The sequence below is a fragment of the Bacillus stratosphericus genome, from assembly GCF_020524495.1.
Lineage (GTDB): Bacteria > Bacillota > Bacilli > Bacillales > Bacillaceae > Bacillus > Bacillus stratosphericus_B.
Map to the genome: position 1 here is coordinate 1 of NZ_JAIVLB010000006.1, position 18170 is coordinate 18170.

Genomic DNA, 18170 nt, shown 5'->3' on the forward strand with positions numbered 1-18170 from the left:
TTATTATTATAACAACATTCGTATTCAAACAAAACTAAACAACCAATCACCGATAAACTATCGGCAATTGGCTGTATAAAGGTGTTTTGATCCCTGTCTCAAAAACGGGGGTCAGTCCCCTTAGCCTGCATTTTTTGTTAGTCTTCTTTATCAATGACATCTGAAAATAAACCGTACACATACGATTCAGCATCGAACTCTTGTAGGTCGTCAACCTTTTCACCTAAACCGACGAGCTTCACGGGGATGTTGAGTTCATTTCTAATCGCAAGAACAATCCCGCCTTTTGCAGTGCCGTCAAGCTTTGTTAAAGCGATCCCTGTCACATTTGTGGCTTTGGAGAATTCCTTTGCTTGTGCCATGGAGTTTTGTCCCGTCGTCGCATCAAGAGCAAGGAGTACTTCGTGCGGTGCATCTGGGGCTTCGCGCTCAATGACTCTCTTGACCTTTTCCAGTTCTTTCATCAAATTGACTTTGTTTTGAAGTCTTCCTGCAGTATCACAGATGAGGACATCCGCTTTTTTCGCTTTAGCTGATTGAACGGCATCATAGATGACCGCTGCTGGATCAGAGCCTGCTGTTTGTTTGACGACAGGAACGCCAGAGCGCTCTCCCCATACTTCAAGCTGCTCAATCGCCCCAGCACGGAACGTATCACCTGCTGCTAAAATAACGGATTTCCCTTCATTTTTCAGCTTGTTTGCCAGCTTACCAATTGTCGTGGTTTTCCCAACACCGTTGACGCCGACAAATAAAATGATATTTAAACGGCCGTTTTTGATATTCAGCTCAGAGATTTGTTCCTCTCCGCTATTGTAAATTTCAACAAGTTTTTCGGAGATGACCGCCTGTACTTCACTTGGATCTTGAATATTTCTTAATTTCACTTCTTTTTTCAGCTCATCAATCAGTTCCATCACAGTTGTGAAACCGACATCAGCACCGATTAAAACTTCTTCTAGTTCTTCAAAAAAGTCTTCATCGACCTTACGGTAGCGAGAAATTAGGTCGTTTACTTTCCCTTGAAATGAGTTTCTCGTTTTTTCAAGTCCATCTTTAAACTTTTCTGATACTGAATCGGTTTGCTGCGTAAATTTTTCTTTTAATTTCTTAAAAAAGCTCATTGGTTCAAAAACCTCCTTTAATTACTGAACAAGCTCTTTCGTTTCCTCTAATTTGACGGATACAAGTTTGGAGACACCTGATTCCTGCATTGTGACACCATACAAGACGTCTGCTTCTTCCATTGTTCCTTTACGGTGAGTAATGACAATGAACTGCGTTTCTTGGCTGTATTTCTTTAAATATTGTGCAAAGCGGAAGACATTGGCTTCATCAAGCGCTGCTTCTACCTCATCTAACACACAGAATGGAACAGGTCTGACTTTTAAGATAGAGAATAGTAAAGCGATCGCTGTTAATGCCCTCTCTCCGCCTGAAAGCAGGCTTAGGTTTTGCAGTTTTTTCCCTGGCGGCTGTGCAACAATATCGACTCCAGAGTTTAATAAATCGTTTGAATCTGTCAGCTTAAGGTCTGCTCTTCCCCCGCCAAATAATGCTTGGAAAACCGATTCAAAATGCCCACGGATTTGAGAGAATGTCTCAGAGAAGCGCTTTGTCATCTCTTGATCCATTTCTTCGATGACTTGGAATAACGTATTTTTCGCTTCTGTCAAATCATTTCGCTGTTCTGTTAAGAAGAGGTAACGTTCATTCACGCGTTCATACTCATCAATACTGCCTAAGTTCACTGTTCCAAGCTCTTCAATGGCTAGTTTGATCAGTTTCACTCGTTTTCTTGCTTCATCTGGTGTTAAGGTCAGATGATACATTTCTTTTGCTCCTTCAAACGAAAGCGCGTATTCTTCATTTAAATAGGCGATGAGGTTATCGAGCTCGACCTCCATTCGGCCCAGCTTAACCTCTTCATCTTTTAGGATTGTGGTGATCTGCTTGTAAAGTCTTTTTTGCTCTTTGAGTTCACGTTCAGCAAATTCTAATGTTTCAGAAAGTGACAGACGCTGTTTACGGCGCTCTGAAATGAGCGCTGTCGTTTTATTTTTATTTTCCAGCTTCTCTTTTGCAGCTTCTTCTAGCTGTTCTGCTCCGCTTGAGCTAGATGACATTTCACTTGTTAAAAGGGACAGATCTTCTTTTGTTTCCACCATCGTCTTTTCAGCCTCTTTTAATTCAGCCGTTAAGCTGGAAAGCTTTTCTTGTTCATTTGCTAAAGACTGCTCTTTTTTGGCAAGGGAGATTTTCAGCTCTGTTAATTTGGCAGAAATGGTTTCTTTCGTTGAGCTTTGGGTCTGCTTACGCTTGGTTAACGTGTTGATCTCTTCATCAAGAGACGTCAACTTCTCACCTATAGAAGCTTCAAGGGTTACCTGCTCTTTGTCCTTGCTCGCAAGTTCAGTAGAACGCTGCTGCAATTCTTCTTTTTCTTGATCATAGAGCTCGAGATGAGAATTAATATTTTTTTCTGCTACTTGCAATTCATATAGTTTCCCTTTCATCTCTTGCTGCTTTTCTCGAAGCGTTTCGCCGCGCTGACGCAACTCATTTAATTGGGTTTCGCTTGCTGCAATTGATTGCTTCGTTTCTTTTGTTTCTTTTTCAAGGATCGTTGTTTTTTCTTCCATTTCAAGGAGCTGCTTTGTTAATGTTTCGATCTCTCGGTTTCTTGAGAGGAGGGAGTTGTTCTTTTTTTTCACGTCGCCCCCAGTCATTGAACCACCTGGGTTAACGACATCTCCATCAAGGGTCACGATGCGATAACGATGTCCGAGCATTTTCGCCAGCTCATTTGCGCCTTTTAAGTCTCTGACGATAAGGACCGTTCCAAGCAAGCTTTGAATGACCTTTTGATACTTTTCATCAAAGGAAACGAGATGACTCGCTACGCCGATAAATGCAGCATGCTGCTCAGCTATTTGGACATCTCTAAACTGAATGGTTCTTTCTTTGATCACGTTTATTGGCAGGAAGGTAGCACGTCCAAAGGATTGCTGCTTTAAGTATCCAATGGCCTGTCTGGCTGCTGCTTCATGTTCAGTAACTATGTGCTGCGTGGCTCCACCTAGCGCAATTTCAATCGCTGTCTCGTGCTGTTGATCGGTTTGAATCAGCTCTGCAATGGCACCGTGAATACCGCCTAACCGATCCTTTGCCTTTAAGACCTCTTTGACTCCTTGGAAAAAGCCGGAGAAGTCTTCCTGCATTGATTCAAGCATCTCTTTTTTTGATTTTGCTTGCTGTACATATTGATAGGCTTGGTAAAGAGCCGTTTCTTTTTTCTCGTATTGACGTTTTATTTGCTCAAGCTTTTGTTCAGCCTCTTTAAATCGTTTCACCTGAGCCAAAATATCTTCTTCCAGTTTTGAAAGCTGCTTCTCAGCTTCCGTCTTCTTCTTTTTGACAGACACACGTTCTTCTATGTGTTTCTGGTTATTTTGCGTCAGACGCTGTAGCTGCATGGCCGCTTGGCGCTGCTGCTCTTCTAGAAATTTACGTTCATTGCGGATTGAAGCCTGCTCATTGAGTAGATCAAAATAGTCACTTTTCAGCTGTTCAATTTGACCTTCTACATCTTCACTATGAAGCGAAAGTTGATGCTGTCTTGTTTTCACTTCTTCTTTTAGCTGCTGCACTTCTTTTTGTAGGCTGTCCCGTGTGATTTTCTGTTGGGCAATCTTTTCGGTTAATAGTGCCTGCTTTTCGGTTAAACGAACGAGCGCTTCTTCCAACTGACTTTGGTTTGCTGTTGCATTTTTTTTTCGTTCTTTTAGAACTTCTTTTTTCCCTTCAAGCTTTTCTAATTCCTCACTTGTGAAAAGCAGAACTTCTTGCAGGTCATGTATCGATTCATCAAGCACCTGAATTCGGTCTCTGGATTCCTCGTTTTTGGCTTCTTTTGCTTGAATGTCTGTGGACTGCTTCATTTCATCTTGTTTGAATCGCTCGACAGCTTCGCCTAGTGTTGTCCATTTTTCGTGAAGTACTTCGATATCATAGACAGTTAAAGCAATTTCTACATGTTCAAGCTCTTCTTTTTTTTGTAAATAGTCCTTTGCAATCGATGCTTGCATCCTTAATGGTTCTACTTGATCTTCTAATTCATGCAGAATATCTTCCACCCGGTTTAAGTTGTCCTGCGTTTCAATTAGTTTATTCTCGGCTTTTTTCTTTCTTGTTTTATATTTCAAGACACCTGCCGCTTCTTCAAAGATACTTCTTCTTTCTTCTGCCTTACTCGATAGAATCTCCTCTACCTTCCCTTGACTGATGATAGAAAAAGCTTCCTTGCCAAGGCCTGAATCCATGAAAAGATCGATAATATCCTTTAAGCGAACAGATTGATTGTTTATGAGAAATTCACTTTCTCCTGAACGATACACCCTTCTTGTCACACTGACTTCGTGAAAATCGATCGGTAAAAAGTGATCTTCATTATCTAACGTTAATGTCACCTCTGCTAAGTTGACTCTTTTTCTTGAGTCACTTCCTGCAAAAATGATGTCTTCCATTTTTCCTCCGCGGAGGCTTTTTGCTGATTGTTCTCCAAGTACCCAGCGGATGGCATCGGTAATATTACTTTTGCCACTTCCGTTTGGTCCAACAACAGAGGTGACACCTTTCACAAAGTCCACGGTCACTCGCTGTGCAAAAGATTTGAATCCTATCACGTCTAAGCGTTTGAGGAACATGAGAGTGATCCTCCTTATGTATTTAAAGTACTATCATCTTACCATATGAAGTGAGAAAAGATGATAGAAAACAGAGTGAAATCCCCCTGATTGACGAGGGGGATTTTATTGGTTCATATGATGTTTCTGCAATCTAGCAAGTGCTTCCTGTGCAGCGTGCTGTTCTGCTTCTTTTTTAGAGCGGCCGTTTCCAATTCCGAGCACTTCTCCGTGAATGGATACATTTGCTTCAAATTCCCTGTTATGTGCTGGTCCTTTTTCATGCAGGATTCGGTATTCTAGCACACCTTTTCCATCGCGCTGAACAAATTCTTGAAGTTGGCTTTTAAAATCCATCACATGTGAGAAGGCTCCGTCGTTAATTTTCGGATACACATAGGCTTCTAAGAATTGTTCAACAGGCTCCAGCCCCTGATCTAAATAAAGTGCTCCGATAAACGCCTCGAATACGTCAGCTAAAAGTGCTGGCCGCTTTCTACCACCTGTCATTTCTTCACCTTTTCCTAAAAGAACAAGGTCTCCGAAGGACAGCTCATGTGCTAGTGACACAAGTGACGGTTCACACACGATCGCCGCTCTCAGTTTTGTTAAATCTCCCTCGCTCATCGCTGGATATTTCGCAAATAAGAACTGGGAGATGGTCAATTCCAAAACAGCATCTCCTAAAAATTCAAGTCTTTCATTGTCCTCGTAAGGTTTTTTTCGGTGCTCATTCACATAAGAGGAATGTGTAAAGGCTTGATAGAGAAGTTTTTCATTTTTAAAGTGTACTGAAATGCGATGCTGGAATTCTCTAAATTGCTCTAGTTTCTTGCTCTGTTTTTGTTTGTCTTTATAGTGTTTTGGCATAGCAACCTCCAGGTAGGCTTAATTGCCTTTAAGGATACTGATTATATGGAGTCTCTCTTTCTACATGCAAGGAAACATTGCTCCCAGCATCTGAAAAAGGCTGACAATTGATCAGCTGAATGTGTTGAAACTAACATAAATTTTCAAAGTCCCGTCATGATAGTAGACGGGACTTTGTTACGCTTATTGCTGGCTATTTATGTAGTTCACAGCGTCACCGACTGTTGCAATTTTTTCAGCATCTTCGTCAGAAATTTCCATATCGAACTCATCTTCCAGTTCCATAACTAGCTCAACTACATCAAGGGAATCAGCGCCTAAATCTTCTTTAAATGAAGCTTCCATTTTCACGTCAGCCTCATCAACGCCAAGGCGGTCTACAATAATTTTTGATACACGCTCTAATACGTCTGCCATTGCCTTTCACCTCCCCTCAAAGTATTATAGTTGATTCGTTTTTAAAAAACTAGAGAAAACATAACGAAATTTTGATATTTCTTAGGACATGACCATTCCGCCATCTACTTGGATGGTTTGGCCTGTCATATAACCTGATCCCTCTGAAGCTAAAAAGACAACGACGTTGCTAATATCTTCTGGTGCACCAAAGCGTGCGAGTGGGATTTGCTTTAACATTTCTGATTGTACATTGTCATCAAGCTTGTCTGTCATATCTGTCGAAATAAAGCCGGGTGCTACTGCATTGACTGTAATATGACGGCTTGCCAGCTCTTTTGCAGTTGTTTTCGTTAAACCAATAACGCCAGCTTTTGCTGCGACGTAGTTCGCTTGTCCAGGATTTCCGCATACGCCGACCACTGATGCCAAGTTGATGATTCTTCCGCTTCGCTGCTTCATCATTTGGCGTGTCACGGCTTTTGTACAGTTAAAGACACCCTTTAAATTTATGTTAATGACATCATCCCATTCATTTTCTTTCATTCTCATGAGCAGGTTATCCTTTGTAATACCAGCATTATTCACAAGAATGTCGATTGAACCAAATGTATCAATCGTTTGTTTCATTAATGCTTGTACTTCTTCAGCATTCGAGACATCAGCTTTGACAGCAAAAGCCTGTTGACCAAGTGCTTTGATTTCATCCACTACTTCATTTGCTTTCACTTCGTTTCCTGAATAGTTCACCACCACATTTGCACCATTTTTCGCTAAATCAATCGCAATGGAGCGGCCAATTCCGCGTGATGCACCTGTTACAATGGCTGTTTTATTTGTAAGCATCAAGAATCCCCCTTCAATGTTTGAATTGCTGCTTCAATTGTTTCTTGATCTGAAACGGAAATAGTCGTCAGACGGCGATTGACCTTCTTTACAAGTCCTGAAAGCACTTTACCAGGTCCAATTTCAATAAACGTTGTCACACCTAAATCGATAAGGCGTTCCACACTTTCTTCAAAACGAACTGGAGAATACAGTTGTTCAATGAGCTTTGTCTCAATTTCATCACGAGATGTCACGATGTCTGCTGTTACGTTTGAAATAACTGGCGTCTCGGCATCTGAAATGTCTAATTTTGATAAAACGTCTGTGAATTTTTCAGCCGCAGGTTTCATTAATGCAGAATGGAAAGGCCCGCTCACTTCAAGTGGAATCGCACGTTTTGCGCCCTTTTCTTTCGCTTTCTCTGATGCAAGTTCTACACCTTTTGCTGTACCAGAGATCACGATTTGACCAAAACAGTTTAAGTTAGCGAGTTCTACAAGATGACCGCTTCCTGTCACTTCTTTTGTCACTTCTAAAAGTGCCGCTTGGTCTAAGCCGAGAATCGCTGCCATAGCGCCTTCTCCTGCTGGAACGGCTTCATTCATTAATTCGCCGCGTTTTTTTACTGCATAAACGGCATCTTTAAACGAAAGAGCGCCTGCTGCAACAAGAGCTGTATATTCACCAAGACTGTGTCCTGCTGCATAATCTGCTTTGATTCCGCTCTCTTCAAATTTCTTTAAGATGGCGATGCTTGTCGTTAAAAGAGCTGGCTGCGCATTATATGTCAGCGTCAGTTCTTCTGCATCTCCTTCAAAAATCATAGAAGATAAATCAAAACCGAGGGTCTTGTCTGCTTCTTCAAACACAGCTTTAGATGCTGCTTCTTGGTCAAATAAATCTTTCCCCATGCCAATTTTTTGAGAGCCTTGGCCAGGGAATAAAAATGCGATTTTACTCATGCTGCTCTACCTCCATTAAGACTCATTCGTGTTTTCTTTTTGAACTTCTTGATAAATGATGGCTGAAACATCTTTTTCAACGATATCGCGTGCCTGACGAATTGCATGGAAGATGGCATTTTCATCAGAGGAGCCATGCGCTTTAATGACAGGTGCTTTTAAACCAAATAAAGCGGCACCGCCATATTCGGAGTAATCCATTTTTGATTTCATCTGCATTAATTTCGGCTTCATCATGCCTGCTGCTATTTTTGCTGTGAAGCTGGATGTTAATGTTTCTTTCAGCATTTTAAATATGGAAAGGGCTGTGCCTTCAATCGTTTTAAGGGCGATATTCCCTGTAAAACCATCTGTTACTACGACATCAGCTACACCTTCTAATAAGTCACGAGACTCGACATTTCCTACAAAATTTAAGTCTGATGCTTTTAGTAATTCAAAGGTTTTTTTTGTTAAATCGTTGCCTTTTTTATCTTCTGTCCCTACATTTAAAAGTCCAACGCGCGGATTACTTTTCGGAAAGACACGCTCTACGTATATAGATCCCATCTCGGCATATTGCACAAGATGTTCGGGTTTGGCATCGACATTTGCGCCGACATCTAGCAGTAAGAATCCGCTGCCATCAAGTGTTGGCAAAGTTGGTGCAAGTGCTGGCCTGTCAATTCCATCGATTCTGCCTACGATAAACAGTCCTGCTGTCATAAGAGCTCCTGTATTTCCAGCTGAAATGCAGGCATCCGCTCTTCCTTCGCAAACTTCTCGCGCCATTTTCACCATGGATGAATCCTTTTTGCGTCTGACTGCTCGTACTGGCTCATCTGTCGGTTCAATGATTTCTTTGGCATCTAAAATCGTGATGCGCTCATGATTTGTTATGTATGGTTTGATTTTGTTTTCATCGCCGACAAGTGTAATGTCGATATCTGAAAATGCTACTAAGCTTTTTTGCACACCGTCAATAATGGCTTTAGGGGAATGATCTCCCCCCATTGCATCGACTGCAATTCTCATGTTATGTGCCACCTTTTACTTTTGTTTTGAGCGATACATGACGAAGTCACCTGAGAAGACAACTTCCTCACCCACATAGCTGTTTACTGCAACTACGGTTCTGCCTTTTTCTTTATTATGTGAGGCTACTTTGGCTTTTGAGACAACTCTTTCGCCTTGTTTGACCTGCCTTGTGAACTTGATATTCGCTTTTGCTGTTAAAGCCAGTTCATCGTCGATGACGGCAACTGCAAGCGAATTTGCCTGGGCAAAAAGATGATGTCCCCTGGCAATTTGGTTACGGCTAAATACATGTTCTTTTCTCACTTCAAAAATCGAAATGGCTTGATCATCAAGCTCTACATCAATCATTTCTCCAATCACCTCATCCAGCGGAAGTGACTTTACTTCATCCCCTAATGTCTTTTCGGCAACATGCTTAATTCTTTCGCGTAATTCAGGGATTGACAGCTCCAAACGATCAAGACGAACCGTTTGAATGCTTACACCGAATTTACCTGCCAATTCTTCATCAGTAATGAACGGAGTCGAGCTGATCGTTTGCTGGAGAAGCCTTTGACGTTCTTTTTTATTTAGTTTCATATGCAGACACCATCCGTACATTTATGACTAGGTACTAATAGTAGTATATAATCTCATAGATGATAAATCAATCCTTGTTTCAAAAAGACAAGAAAATTCCTCCAGCTCTTGATCAGCTTAATTTCTCTCCGCCTAGGACACCGCTATCTACTAGCATCTGCCGAAGTTCTTTGTATTCAGGCTCTGTCCAAAAGGAGTCAGATTGCACAAGGTCTGCCGCATCTTTTCTAGCGGTTTCAAGCGCTCTATAGTCATGGACCATATCTGCCACTTTAAATTCAGGCATTCCACTTTGCTTTTTGCCAAAGAAATCGCCAGGCCCTCGAAGTTCTAAGTCCTTTTCAGACAGCTCAAAGCCATCGGTTGTTTCGGACATGATCCGCATCCGCTCTTTCCCCGTCTCTGATTTCGGATCAGCCATTAAAATACAAAATGACTGATGCTCCCCGCGTCCGACTCGGCCTCTTAGCTGATGAAGCTGAGACAGTCCGAAGCGGTCCGCATCATAAATGACCATAATGGTGGCATTCGGCACGTTTACCCCAACTTCAACGACTGTAGTCGAAACGAGAATTTGGACTTCATTTGCGGTAAAGGCTCTCATCACCTGATCTTTTTCATCATTAGCGAGTTTCCCGTGCATTAAGCCAATCGACCATTTTCCGGGATACGCCTCCGTCAACATGTTATAAACATCAATCGCATTTTGAACATCCAGCTTGTCTGATTCTTCAATAAGCGGACAAATAATATACGCCTGTCTTCCCTTTCTCAGCTCTTTATCCACAAAAACAAGAATCCTCTCGAGCATGTCATGCTTCACCCAATACGTTTCGATTTGCTTTCGTCCGGCTGGCAATTCATCAATGACAGATACGTCCATTTCTCCAAATACAGTAATTGCGAGTGTTCTTGGAATTGGTGTTGCGGTCATAAACAAGACGTCTGGATCCTGCCCTTTACTTCTCAGTTTTTTTCGTTGTTCCACACCAAACCGGTGCTGTTCATCTGTGATAACAAGACCGAGCTGCTGAAATTCTACTTCATCTTGAATAAGAGCATGCGTCCCGACTAATACATCAATCTCGCCCTTCTTTAAACGTTCCAGCAATTCTCTGCGGTGCTTTCCTTTCACAGAACTAGTCAATAGAGCAATGTTCAAATCCCATTTTTCAAACAGCTGGTAAAGTGAATCTGCATGCTGCTCTGCCAAAATTTCTGTTGGCACCATCAGTGCACCTTGAAAACCGGATAAATGAGCGGCATAAAGCGCAATGGCGGCAACCGCGGTTTTCCCCGATCCAACATCTCCTTGGAGCAGCCGGTTCATGCGATACGGCGACACCATATCGGACATAATTTCATCAAGAACTCTTGATTGTGCTTTTGTGAGCGGGAAAGGCAGGTTATGAACAAATTCAAAGACAGCCTCTTTTGAAAATGGATGCTGGATGCCTGATGTTTTTTCTCGTTCTTTCTTTCTAATCGCCTGCATCTTCAGCTGAAAAATCAGAAATTCCTCGTAAACGAAGCGGCGTCTGGCTTGCTTGAGCGAGTCTCTTGTTTCAGGGAGATGAATGGTCTTTAATGCGTCTTGATAGGACATGAGTTTATAGGCAGATACAAGCTCCTTTGGCAGTGGTTCTTCGGCTTTGTCTACATAAAGTGACAGAGCTTGCTTTACAAAGCGTCTCATCATCTTCACTGTCACATTTTCTTTTACAGAATAGATAGGTTCTATGCTGCCATCTTGTTCGCGCGTGCCTTTTTTAAATTCCTGTACCATAATGGATTGACGGTTTTTATCCCATTTTCCTGTTATTGATACTGTATCACCTAAAACAAGACTCCGTTTTAAATAGGGGCGATTGAAGCATATGGCTGTAATCAAAAAACGACCGACAAGCAGCCTGAATGTCAGCCTGCTTCGTTTTTTTCCATAATAGGTGAGAACGGGCTCACTGTGCACTTTGCCTTCAACTGTGACACGTTCGTCATTCCTTACTTCTTCTAAGTTTCTAAGCTCATAGTCATCATATCGATAAGGAAAGTAGCCGAGTAAATCGGATACTGTATGGATTCCAAGTTCGTTTAATGTTTTTTCTGTTTCTTCTCCAATCCCTTTTAGGACAGAGACATTATCTTTCAGTTTCTGTATCACGAGATGAGGTCACACCTCCGAAAATCTTCTTTTCAAGCTCTCTTGCTGTCGGTGTTGCAGCGAGTCCGCCTTGCGCTGTCTCACGAAGAGCTGTTGGCATCGTTTGACCAATTTTATACATGGCATCAATGACCTCATCACATGGAATACGGCTTGTAATGCCGGCAAGTGCCATATCTGCTGCAATCATTGCATTTGAGGCACCCATTGCGTTTCGTTTCACACATGGCACCTCGACAAGTCCTGCTACTGGATCGCAAACAAGACCAAGCATATTTTTCAGTGTAATGGCCATTGCTTCAGCCGATTGCTGCGGCGTGCCGCCTGCCATTTCTACAATCGCTGCTGCTGCCATACCTGATGCTGAGCCTACCTCTGCCTGACAGCCGCCTGCTGCACCAGAGATACTTGCGTTATTTGCCACAACAAAACCAAATGCGCCAGAAGTAAATAAGAATCTAACCATTTGTTCCTTTGTTGGCTTTAATGTTTCTTTTACTGCAAACAGCGTTCCTGGCACAACACCTGCTGAGCCTGCTGTAGGTGTTGCACAGATGGTACCCATCGCTGCATTGACCTCGTTTGTGGCAACTGCCTTACTGACAGCATCTAAGATGGTATGACCAGACAATGTTTTGCCTGATGCGATATATGCTTGAAGTTTTACGGCATCTCCGCCTGTTAAACCTGATAATGATTTGACACCTTTTAGTCCGTTTTCAACCGCCTGCTCCATCACTTCTAAATTGCGATACATCTGCGAGAAAATCTCTTCGCATGACTTCCCTGTCACTTCCATTTCTTGTGAAATCATAATTTCTGAAATGGAGGTATTCCGTTCTTCTGTAAGCTGCACGAGTTCTTTGACGTTTTTAAACATCATACATAACCTCCTTGTTGTTACTCTGCAATTTGTGTGACTTGAATAATGTTAGGCAGCGTTTCAAGCTCTAAAAGGACATTAGGGTCAATATTTTGGTCCACTTCAATTGTCATCAATGCCTCTTGCCCGACATCTTTACGCGCCACTTCCATATGACCGATGTTAATAGCGAATTTTGCTAATACATTGGCGACTGCCGCAATCGTTCCGTAGCGATCGTTATGAACCACAAGAATGGCAGGGTGGTTTCCTGAAAGTCTGAGTTCAAAGCCATTTAATTCTGTGATTTCAATTTTACCTCCACCGATGGAAATCCCGATTAATTCAAGCTTTCCGTTCGCATCTGAAATCTCTACTTTTGCTGTATTCGGATGCGCTGGTACTGCATCTTCTTCTTTAAATTCGATGTCAATTTCCTTACTTTTTGCAATATCAATCGCTGTTTTGATTCGTTCATCAAATGTATCAAAGTCAAGAACACCCCCTATAATGGCTACATCTGTACCGTGCCCTTTATACGTATCTTTAAAAGAACCATAAAATGAAACGACAATTCGTTTCGGTTCTCTTCCGAATAAGCTACGAGCCACTCTTCCTATACGAGCCGCACCCGCTGTGTGCGAACTTGATGGACCAATCATAACGGGTCCAATAATATCAAACACACTTCTAAATTTCATAGGTCTTCCCCTCTCATAACCACTCACGTATTGGTTTGTTTCTTCCTTTAGACTAATGGATTCATTTGTTTCCCGCAACTCATTTCACCGATGAATCCTTCGTAAAAAATTGCAAAAGAAGAAGAAGAGCTTTATGTGCCCTTCTTTCATTATTCAACAGCAAAAATATATGAATAAAGCGGCTGTCTTCCATCGTGGACTTCAACTTCTACATCTTCAAATGTTTCCTCAATAAATGCTTCTAACGCTTCCATCTCCTCAGATGATGCGTCTTCTCCTTTAATAATCGTGACAATCTCATCGTCTTCTGTCACCATTTGGCTTAACAGCTCTTTGGCTGCATCCAATTGATTTTTAGCCGTTAAAGTGATTTTCCCATTGAATAGACCCATATAATCGTCTTTGGCAATGTCGATCCCATCTATTTGGGTATCTCTCACTGCAAAGGTAATCTGGCCGCTTTTTACATAATCAATCGCTTCTAACATTGCTGCTTCGTTGTCTTTGTTTGAAGCTGTTTCATTTAGAGAAAGAATTGCCGACATTCCTTGTGGTACGGTCTTCGTCGGAATCACTATGACCTCACGACTTGAGACAGTTGCCGCCTGTTTAGCTGCCATGACAATATTAGAATTATTAGGTAAGATAAAAACGGTTTCGGCATGTATGTTTTCAATTGCTTTGACAATGTCTTCAGTGCTCGGATTCATCGTTTGTCCACCTTCGATGACGACGGAAGCCCCGATACTTTTAAACAAATCAGCAATTCCTTCTCCCATTGCGACACTCACTACTCCAAAGCGCTGCTTTTCAGCAGCAGGCGCTTTTGGTGCAGCAGACGAGTGATCTTTTTCTTCATTCACGATCGAGCTATGCTGGTCTCTCATGTTTTCTATTTTCATATTGATCAAGCTGCCGTAGCGCTGTGCATATGTTAAGACTTCTCCTGGCTGCTCTGCATGAATATGAACCTTCGCTAGCGTCTCATCAGATACCACAAGAAGGGAATCTCCAAATTCGCTTAAGTTTTCTCTGAAGGCATTTTCTTCAAAGGACTGTTTGTCATCTTCAAATTTCACCATAAATTCTGTACAATAGCCAAATTCAATATCTTCTGTGTTCATATGACTTTGTGCACTTTTATGATGCTCTGCACTGACTAGTTCTTTTAATGTTGGCAAAGAAGCTGTTTTAGGAGGGAGCTCTTCCCCTCTTAACGAAGCAAGGAAACCTTCATATACGCATAGAAGTCCTTTACCTCCACTATCTACAACGCCCACTTCTTTTAAGACAGGTAGCAGATCTGGTGTTCGATCAAGGGACGCTTTTGCCTCTTCAATCGTTAATTCAAGAACATGATCAATTTGATCTTCTGTCGCTGAAACAGCAACCGCTTTCTTTGCTGCATCCTTTGCAACCGTTAAGATCGTCCCTTCAATCGGTTTCATCACGGCTTTATATGCTGTATCAACACCCGCCTGTAAGGCAAGGGCAAATTCTTTGGCATCAATCGCCTCTTTTTGTTCTATATTTTTGCTGAAACCTCTGAAGAGCTGAGACAGGATCACACCTGAGTTTCCTCTTGCCCCCATCAATAGCCCTTTCGACAGAGCCACCCCGACCTTACCAATGTGATCGGTATTTGTTTCTTCAACTGCTTTTGCTCCTGAAGTCATCGACAAATTCATATTTGTCCCCGTGTCTCCGTCTGGCACTGGAAAAACATTTAACGCATCAACAATTTGTGCGTTTTGAGAAAGATGGTGAGCACCTGCAAGAATCATTTTTGCAAATGAGCGGCCATCAAGATTTCTAATAGACAATATAGTTCCTCCTTACTACGGGTTCGTAACTTTTACTCCTTGTACATAAATGTTGACTGAGTCAACAGAAAGTCCCATCGTGTGATGAATCGTATATTTGACTTTCGTTTGAACATTATGTGCGACTTCTGATATTTTTGTACCGTAGCTGACGATGATGTACATATCAATATGAATGCGGTCTTCTTTTTGACGCACAAGAACACCCCGGCTGAAGTTCTCTTTGCGGAGAATATCCGTCAAGCCGTCCTTCATTTGATTTTTGGACGCCATGCCAACAATACCATAGCAATCGATCGCAGCGCCTCCTGCCACCATTGCAATGACTTCATTTGATATATCAATTTGTCCGTATTTCGTTCTAAGTTCAATGGACACATTGGTTCCCCCTTTTTGAGAAATTGCCCTGAGTTATCACTATTTTACTATAAGACCCTTCTTTTTAAAAGAAATCATTAGTCTCGATTTTTTATCAAGTTGTCAAGGTATTTTTCTTGAAAGAGGAGTAAACAATCCTTGCAAACCCCTTGAAGCTGTGGTAAATTATTAAAGTATCTTGAGGCATCTCTAAGTACGTATATGAAGAATATGATGATGTTTTCGCAGTTAGGAGGGAAACAAATGGCACGTAAATGCGTTATTACAGGCAGAAAAACAAAAGCTGGGAACAACCGTTCTCACGCAATGAACTCTACAAAACGTACATGGGGCGCGAACCTTCAAAAAGTTCGTATTTTAGTGAACGGTAAGCCTAAAAGAGTATATGTATCAGCTCGAGCTTTGAAATCTGGTAAAGTTGAGCGTGTATAAGCAAGAGTAAACGCCTGCTACAGTTAATTGTAGCAGGCGTTTTTATGTGGAAATAAAGGAGATTACTCATTAATCTTTCTTAAATGAACCAAGCATCGCACGGACAATGCCGCCAAGAAATCTAGGCAGTTTGATTGTATAAAATTTCATTTTGTCCCCCTCCTAAAAGTACCGCTACCAGCACAATTGAGCTTAATCAGCCATCCACATTGATAGGTTGGTCAATCTTTGCTTCTTACCATTAATAATATGCCTTCATGAAAAGAAAAAGTACCATTTGAGTGGATGAGTTCGTTACTAATACATAGTGTGGAACCAGGCTCAATATGACAATTTTTCAGTGGATATTTGAAACCTTTTAATGTCAGCTTTTCAACTGGTGTACCAAAGGAAAGAAACGATACATATTTTTTGTCTGAGTCTTGTTTGATTTCATATGTACCAGGTCCAAACATCTGAATGATATTTTGTTTGTCCACTAGGGTGATGTTCTGCTTGTGCTGAATGCCTTGGTAAAGGAGATGGATATTCCCCAGAAAATGATCAGCTCTTCCACCTGTGATGCCGTAAATTTGAATATGCGCCGGGTGCTGGTCCAAGGCCCAATGAAGCGCAAGCTCTAAATCGGTTTCATTTTTTTCTGCCTGAAATACATTCAGGGTAGGCAATGTCTTTTTTAGCTCGCGAAGCTCTTCTTCTGTCACACTATCAAAATCACCAAATGCTCTCGCAGGAACAATGCCGTGCTCTAGTAAGAAGAGGGTTCCTCGGTCTACACCGACCCAGAGAATGTCATCCTTTGATGCCTCATGTTCAAAGGCCGGGATATATTTAAAAGGACCGCCGGCTACAATATGTATGTTCATGTTATACGCTCCTCTCTATTTAAAAAGAACCAAAGATCACAATGACTTTGGTTCCTTTCTTTACGCTTCTCGAATCGCCTGAATGGCTGCTGCGCGGTTGTCTTTTCCATATACCGCTGAGCCGGCCACAAGTAAATTAGCGCCTGCTTCTTTACAGCTCTTTGCTGTTTCTACATTGACACCGCCGTCTATTTCAATGAGTAAGTCGGTTAATCCCTTTTGTTCACTAAGTACCTTGACCTCTTTTACCTTAGAGAGTACGGATGAAATAAACGCCTGTCCACCAAAACCAGGATTCACCGTCATGAATAACACCAGGTCCACATCCTCTAATACATGCTCAATTTGAGAAACGGGTGTATGCGGGTTGAGGACGACCCCTGCTTTTACACCTTGTTCTTTGATGTGCTGTATCGTCCGGTGTAAGTGCGGACACGCCTCAACATGAACAGAAATGATGTCAGCGCCCGCTTTTGCGAAGGCAGGGATATACCGGTCTGGCTGTTCAATCATTAAATGAACATCCAGCGGAAGACCTGTATGCGGCCTGATCGCCTCTACTACATTTGATCCAAATGTGATATTCGGTACGAAATGACCGTCCATGACATCGATATGAATATAATCCGCTCCGCCTTGTTCCACATCACGGATATCTCTCTCCAAATTGGCGAAATCTGCTGATAGAATGGATGGGGCAATATAAACCATGATTTAGTACCTCGGCTTTCTGTCTTTGATTTCAGTTAAAAACTCTAAATAATGCTGATAGCGATACTCTCTGATTTGCTCATGCTTTACCGCATCTTTGACGGCACAGCCAGGCTCTTTCACGTGTAAACAGCATCTAAACTTACAATCCGTACTCCGCTCTCTGATTTCTAAAAAGTACAGCCCTAAATCTTCCGCTTCGATACCGGCAAATTCGAGTGAGCTAAAGCCGGGTGTATCTGCAATGAGCCCTTCAGCTGTACGAATGAGTTCCACATGTCTTGTCGTATGTTTCCCCCTGCCAAGATGGGATGAAATATCATTTGTTTTCAGTGCCAAATCAGGGCTCATCGCATTTAAAAGGGAGGACTTTCCTACACCAGACTGACCTGCAAACACGGTGATTTTATTATGAAAATGCGGGATCAGCTTTTCAATTCCGTCCCCTACAATTGTAGAGGTTAAATGTACGTCATATCCAATTTGTCGATAGTCCTCTGCATATGCTTGTATTGTTTCACGCTCTTGCTCTGTCTTCAGCAAATCAATTTTTGTGATACAGATAATCGGCTCTATATGATTAGCTTCAACAAGCACTAGGAACCTGTCTAAAAGCGATGTGCTAAAGGTAGGCTCTGTCGCTGAGAACACAAGTACCGCTTGAGCGACGTTACTGATAGGTGGCCGAACAAGTTCATTTGTCCGCTCTTTTACTTCCAATAAGTAGCCTTCCTTATCGTTGTCTGCTTGATAGACGACATAATCTCCAACAAGAGGTGTAATTTTGTTTTTTCGAAAAATACCTCTTGCTCTGCACTGAATCACTTTTTCTTCAGACTGATCCAGTACATAATAAAAGCCGCTTAATGCTTTAATAATTTTGCCCTCAGGCATAAAGT

Annotated in this window: 19 protein-coding genes; 2 read left to right on the forward strand and 17 right to left on the reverse strand. The window is 41.9% G+C overall.

All coding sequences use genetic code 11. From position 1 onward, the window contains the following. The coding region (locus LC033_RS17155; RefSeq protein WP_326849188.1) for an IS3 family transposase at positions 1–79 on the forward strand (79 nt) is incomplete at its 5' end. A gap of 58 nt (positions 80–137) precedes the next feature. On the opposite strand, the gene ftsY is transcribed toward LC033_RS17155, so the two are convergent. The 13 genes from ftsY to LC033_RS03490 all read right to left on the reverse strand — a co-directional run bounded on the left by ftsY (position 138) and on the right by LC033_RS03490 (position 15262). Beyond that, entirely contained in the window at positions 138–1124 is a 987-nt protein-coding gene (ftsY, locus tag LC033_RS03430) for a signal recognition particle-docking protein FtsY (protein ID WP_226566871.1), read from the reverse strand. 21 nt (positions 1125–1145) lie between these two features. Next, positions 1146–4706, reverse strand: coding sequence for a chromosome segregation protein SMC (gene smc / locus LC033_RS03435; protein WP_226566872.1), 3561 nt, complete (start codon positions 4704–4706; stop codon positions 1146–1148). Between the two features lie 105 nt (positions 4707–4811). Continuing rightward, the gene (gene rnc / locus LC033_RS03440; protein WP_226566873.1) at positions 4812–5555 is read right to left on the reverse strand and encodes a ribonuclease III; all 744 of its coding nucleotides are present in this window, start codon (positions 5553–5555) and stop codon (positions 4812–4814) included. A 183-nt stretch (positions 5556–5738) separates the two neighbouring features. After that, complete coding sequence (gene acpP / locus LC033_RS03445) at positions 5739–5972, reverse strand: acyl carrier protein (protein WP_003212028.1); 234 nt, start codon at positions 5970–5972, stop codon at positions 5739–5741. Between the two features lie 81 nt (positions 5973–6053). After that, on the reverse strand, positions 6054–6797 hold the full coding sequence (fabG, locus tag LC033_RS03450; RefSeq protein ID WP_226566874.1) for a 3-oxoacyl-[acyl-carrier-protein] reductase: 744 nt from the start codon (positions 6795–6797) through the stop codon (positions 6054–6056). Then, on the reverse strand, positions 6797–7741 hold the full coding sequence (fabD, locus tag LC033_RS03455) for an ACP S-malonyltransferase (RefSeq protein WP_226566875.1): 945 nt from the start codon (positions 7739–7741) through the stop codon (positions 6797–6799). Before fabD ends, fabG begins: the two co-directional genes overlap by 1 nt. Before the next feature lie 15 nt (positions 7742–7756). Next, positions 7757–8755: a phosphate acyltransferase PlsX gene (plsX, locus tag LC033_RS03460; RefSeq protein ID WP_226566876.1), complete on the reverse strand. Its 999-nt coding sequence runs from the start codon at positions 8753–8755 to the stop codon at positions 7757–7759. Positions 8756–8770: 15 nt separating this feature from the next. Further along, on the reverse strand, positions 8771–9337 hold the full coding sequence (gene fapR / locus LC033_RS03465) for a transcription factor FapR (RefSeq protein WP_226566877.1): 567 nt from the start codon (positions 9335–9337) through the stop codon (positions 8771–8773). A 112-nt stretch (positions 9338–9449) separates the two neighbouring features. After that, the gene (gene recG, locus LC033_RS03470; RefSeq protein ID WP_226566878.1) at positions 9450–11498 is read right to left on the reverse strand and encodes an ATP-dependent DNA helicase RecG; all 2049 of its coding nucleotides are present in this window, start codon (positions 11496–11498) and stop codon (positions 9450–9452) included. After that, complete coding sequence (gene sdaAA, locus LC033_RS03475; protein WP_226566966.1) at positions 11476–12378, reverse strand: L-serine ammonia-lyase, iron-sulfur-dependent, subunit alpha; 903 nt, start codon at positions 12376–12378, stop codon at positions 11476–11478. Before sdaAA ends, recG begins: the two co-directional genes overlap by 23 nt. 20 nt (positions 12379–12398) lie before the next feature. Further along, positions 12399–13061, reverse strand: a complete 663-nt coding sequence (sdaAB, locus tag LC033_RS03480; RefSeq protein ID WP_226566879.1) for an L-serine ammonia-lyase, iron-sulfur-dependent subunit beta — start codon at positions 13059–13061, stop codon at positions 12399–12401. A 149-nt stretch (positions 13062–13210) separates the two neighbouring features. Then, complete coding sequence (locus LC033_RS03485; RefSeq protein WP_226566880.1) at positions 13211–14884, reverse strand: fatty acid kinase ATP-binding subunit FakA; 1674 nt, start codon at positions 14882–14884, stop codon at positions 13211–13213. 15 nt (positions 14885–14899) lie between these two features. Beyond that, positions 14900–15262, reverse strand: a complete 363-nt coding sequence (locus tag LC033_RS03490) for an Asp23/Gls24 family envelope stress response protein (protein WP_226566881.1) — start codon at positions 15260–15262, stop codon at positions 14900–14902. Positions 15263–15505: 243 nt separating this feature from the next. Between LC033_RS03490 and rpmB the strand changes: the two genes are divergently transcribed. Beyond that, positions 15506–15694 (forward strand): 50S ribosomal protein L28, encoded by a 189-nt coding sequence (gene rpmB / locus LC033_RS03495; RefSeq protein ID WP_226566882.1) that lies wholly within the window; start codon positions 15506–15508, stop codon positions 15692–15694. Positions 15695–15763: 69 nt separating this feature from the next. Here rpmB and spoVM read toward each other — a convergent pair whose 3' ends face one another. The 4 genes from spoVM to rsgA form a co-directional block, all read right to left on the reverse strand. After that, complete coding sequence (gene spoVM / locus LC033_RS03500; RefSeq protein ID WP_008354550.1) at positions 15764–15844, reverse strand: stage V sporulation protein SpoVM; 81 nt, start codon at positions 15842–15844, stop codon at positions 15764–15766. A gap of 71 nt (positions 15845–15915) precedes the next feature. Next, the gene (locus LC033_RS03505; RefSeq protein WP_226566883.1) at positions 15916–16560 is read right to left on the reverse strand and encodes a thiamine diphosphokinase; all 645 of its coding nucleotides are present in this window, start codon (positions 16558–16560) and stop codon (positions 15916–15918) included. Positions 16561–16620: 60 nt separating this feature from the next. Further along, entirely contained in the window at positions 16621–17271 is a 651-nt protein-coding gene (gene rpe / locus LC033_RS03510) for a ribulose-phosphate 3-epimerase (RefSeq protein WP_226566884.1), read from the reverse strand. Between the two features lie 3 nt (positions 17272–17274). Then, positions 17275–18165 carry a ribosome small subunit-dependent GTPase A gene (gene rsgA, locus LC033_RS03515; RefSeq protein WP_226566885.1) on the reverse strand — a complete coding sequence of 297 codons (891 nt, stop codon included), beginning with the start codon at positions 18163–18165 and terminating at the stop codon, positions 17275–17277. Positions 18166–18170 lie beyond the last annotated feature (5 nt).

Coding starts and splice junctions, on each gene's coding strand:
- rpmB (WP_226566882.1), top strand. CDS start 15,506: ATGGCACGTAAATGCGTTATTACAGGCAGAAAAACAAAAGCTGGGAAC.
- rsgA (WP_226566885.1), bottom strand. CDS start 18,165: ATGCCTGAGGGCAAAATTATTAAAGCATTAAGCGGCTTTTATTATGTA.
- rnc (WP_226566873.1), bottom strand. CDS start 5,555: ATGCCAAAACACTATAAAGACAAACAAAAACAGAGCAAGAAACTAGAG.
- sdaAA (WP_226566966.1), bottom strand. CDS start 12,378: ATGTTTAAAAACGTCAAAGAACTCGTGCAGCTTACAGAAGAACGGAAT.
- rpe (WP_226566884.1), bottom strand. CDS start 17,271: ATGGTTTATATTGCCCCATCCATTCTATCAGCAGATTTCGCCAATTTG.
- acpP (WP_003212028.1), bottom strand. CDS start 5,972: ATGGCAGACGTATTAGAGCGTGTATCAAAAATTATTGTAGACCGCCTT.
- LC033_RS03505 (WP_226566883.1), bottom strand. CDS start 16,560: ATGAACATACATATTGTAGCCGGCGGTCCTTTTAAATATATCCCGGCC.
- plsX (WP_226566876.1), bottom strand. CDS start 8,755: ATGAGAATTGCAGTCGATGCAATGGGGGGAGATCATTCCCCTAAAGCC.
- fapR (WP_226566877.1), bottom strand. CDS start 9,337: ATGAAACTAAATAAAAAAGAACGTCAAAGGCTTCTCCAGCAAACGATC.
- fabG (WP_226566874.1), bottom strand. CDS start 6,797: ATGCTTACAAATAAAACAGCCATTGTAACAGGTGCATCACGCGGAATT.
- ftsY (WP_226566871.1), bottom strand. CDS start 1,124: ATGAGCTTTTTTAAGAAATTAAAAGAAAAATTTACGCAGCAAACCGAT.
- sdaAB (WP_226566879.1), bottom strand. CDS start 13,061: ATGAAATTTAGAAGTGTGTTTGATATTATTGGACCCGTTATGATTGGT.
- fabD (WP_226566875.1), bottom strand. CDS start 7,741: ATGAGTAAAATCGCATTTTTATTCCCTGGCCAAGGCTCTCAAAAAATT.
- spoVM (WP_008354550.1), bottom strand. CDS start 15,844: ATGAAATTTTATACAATCAAACTGCCTAGATTTCTTGGCGGCATTGTC.
- smc (WP_226566872.1), bottom strand. CDS start 4,706: ATGTTCCTCAAACGCTTAGACGTGATAGGATTCAAATCTTTTGCACAG.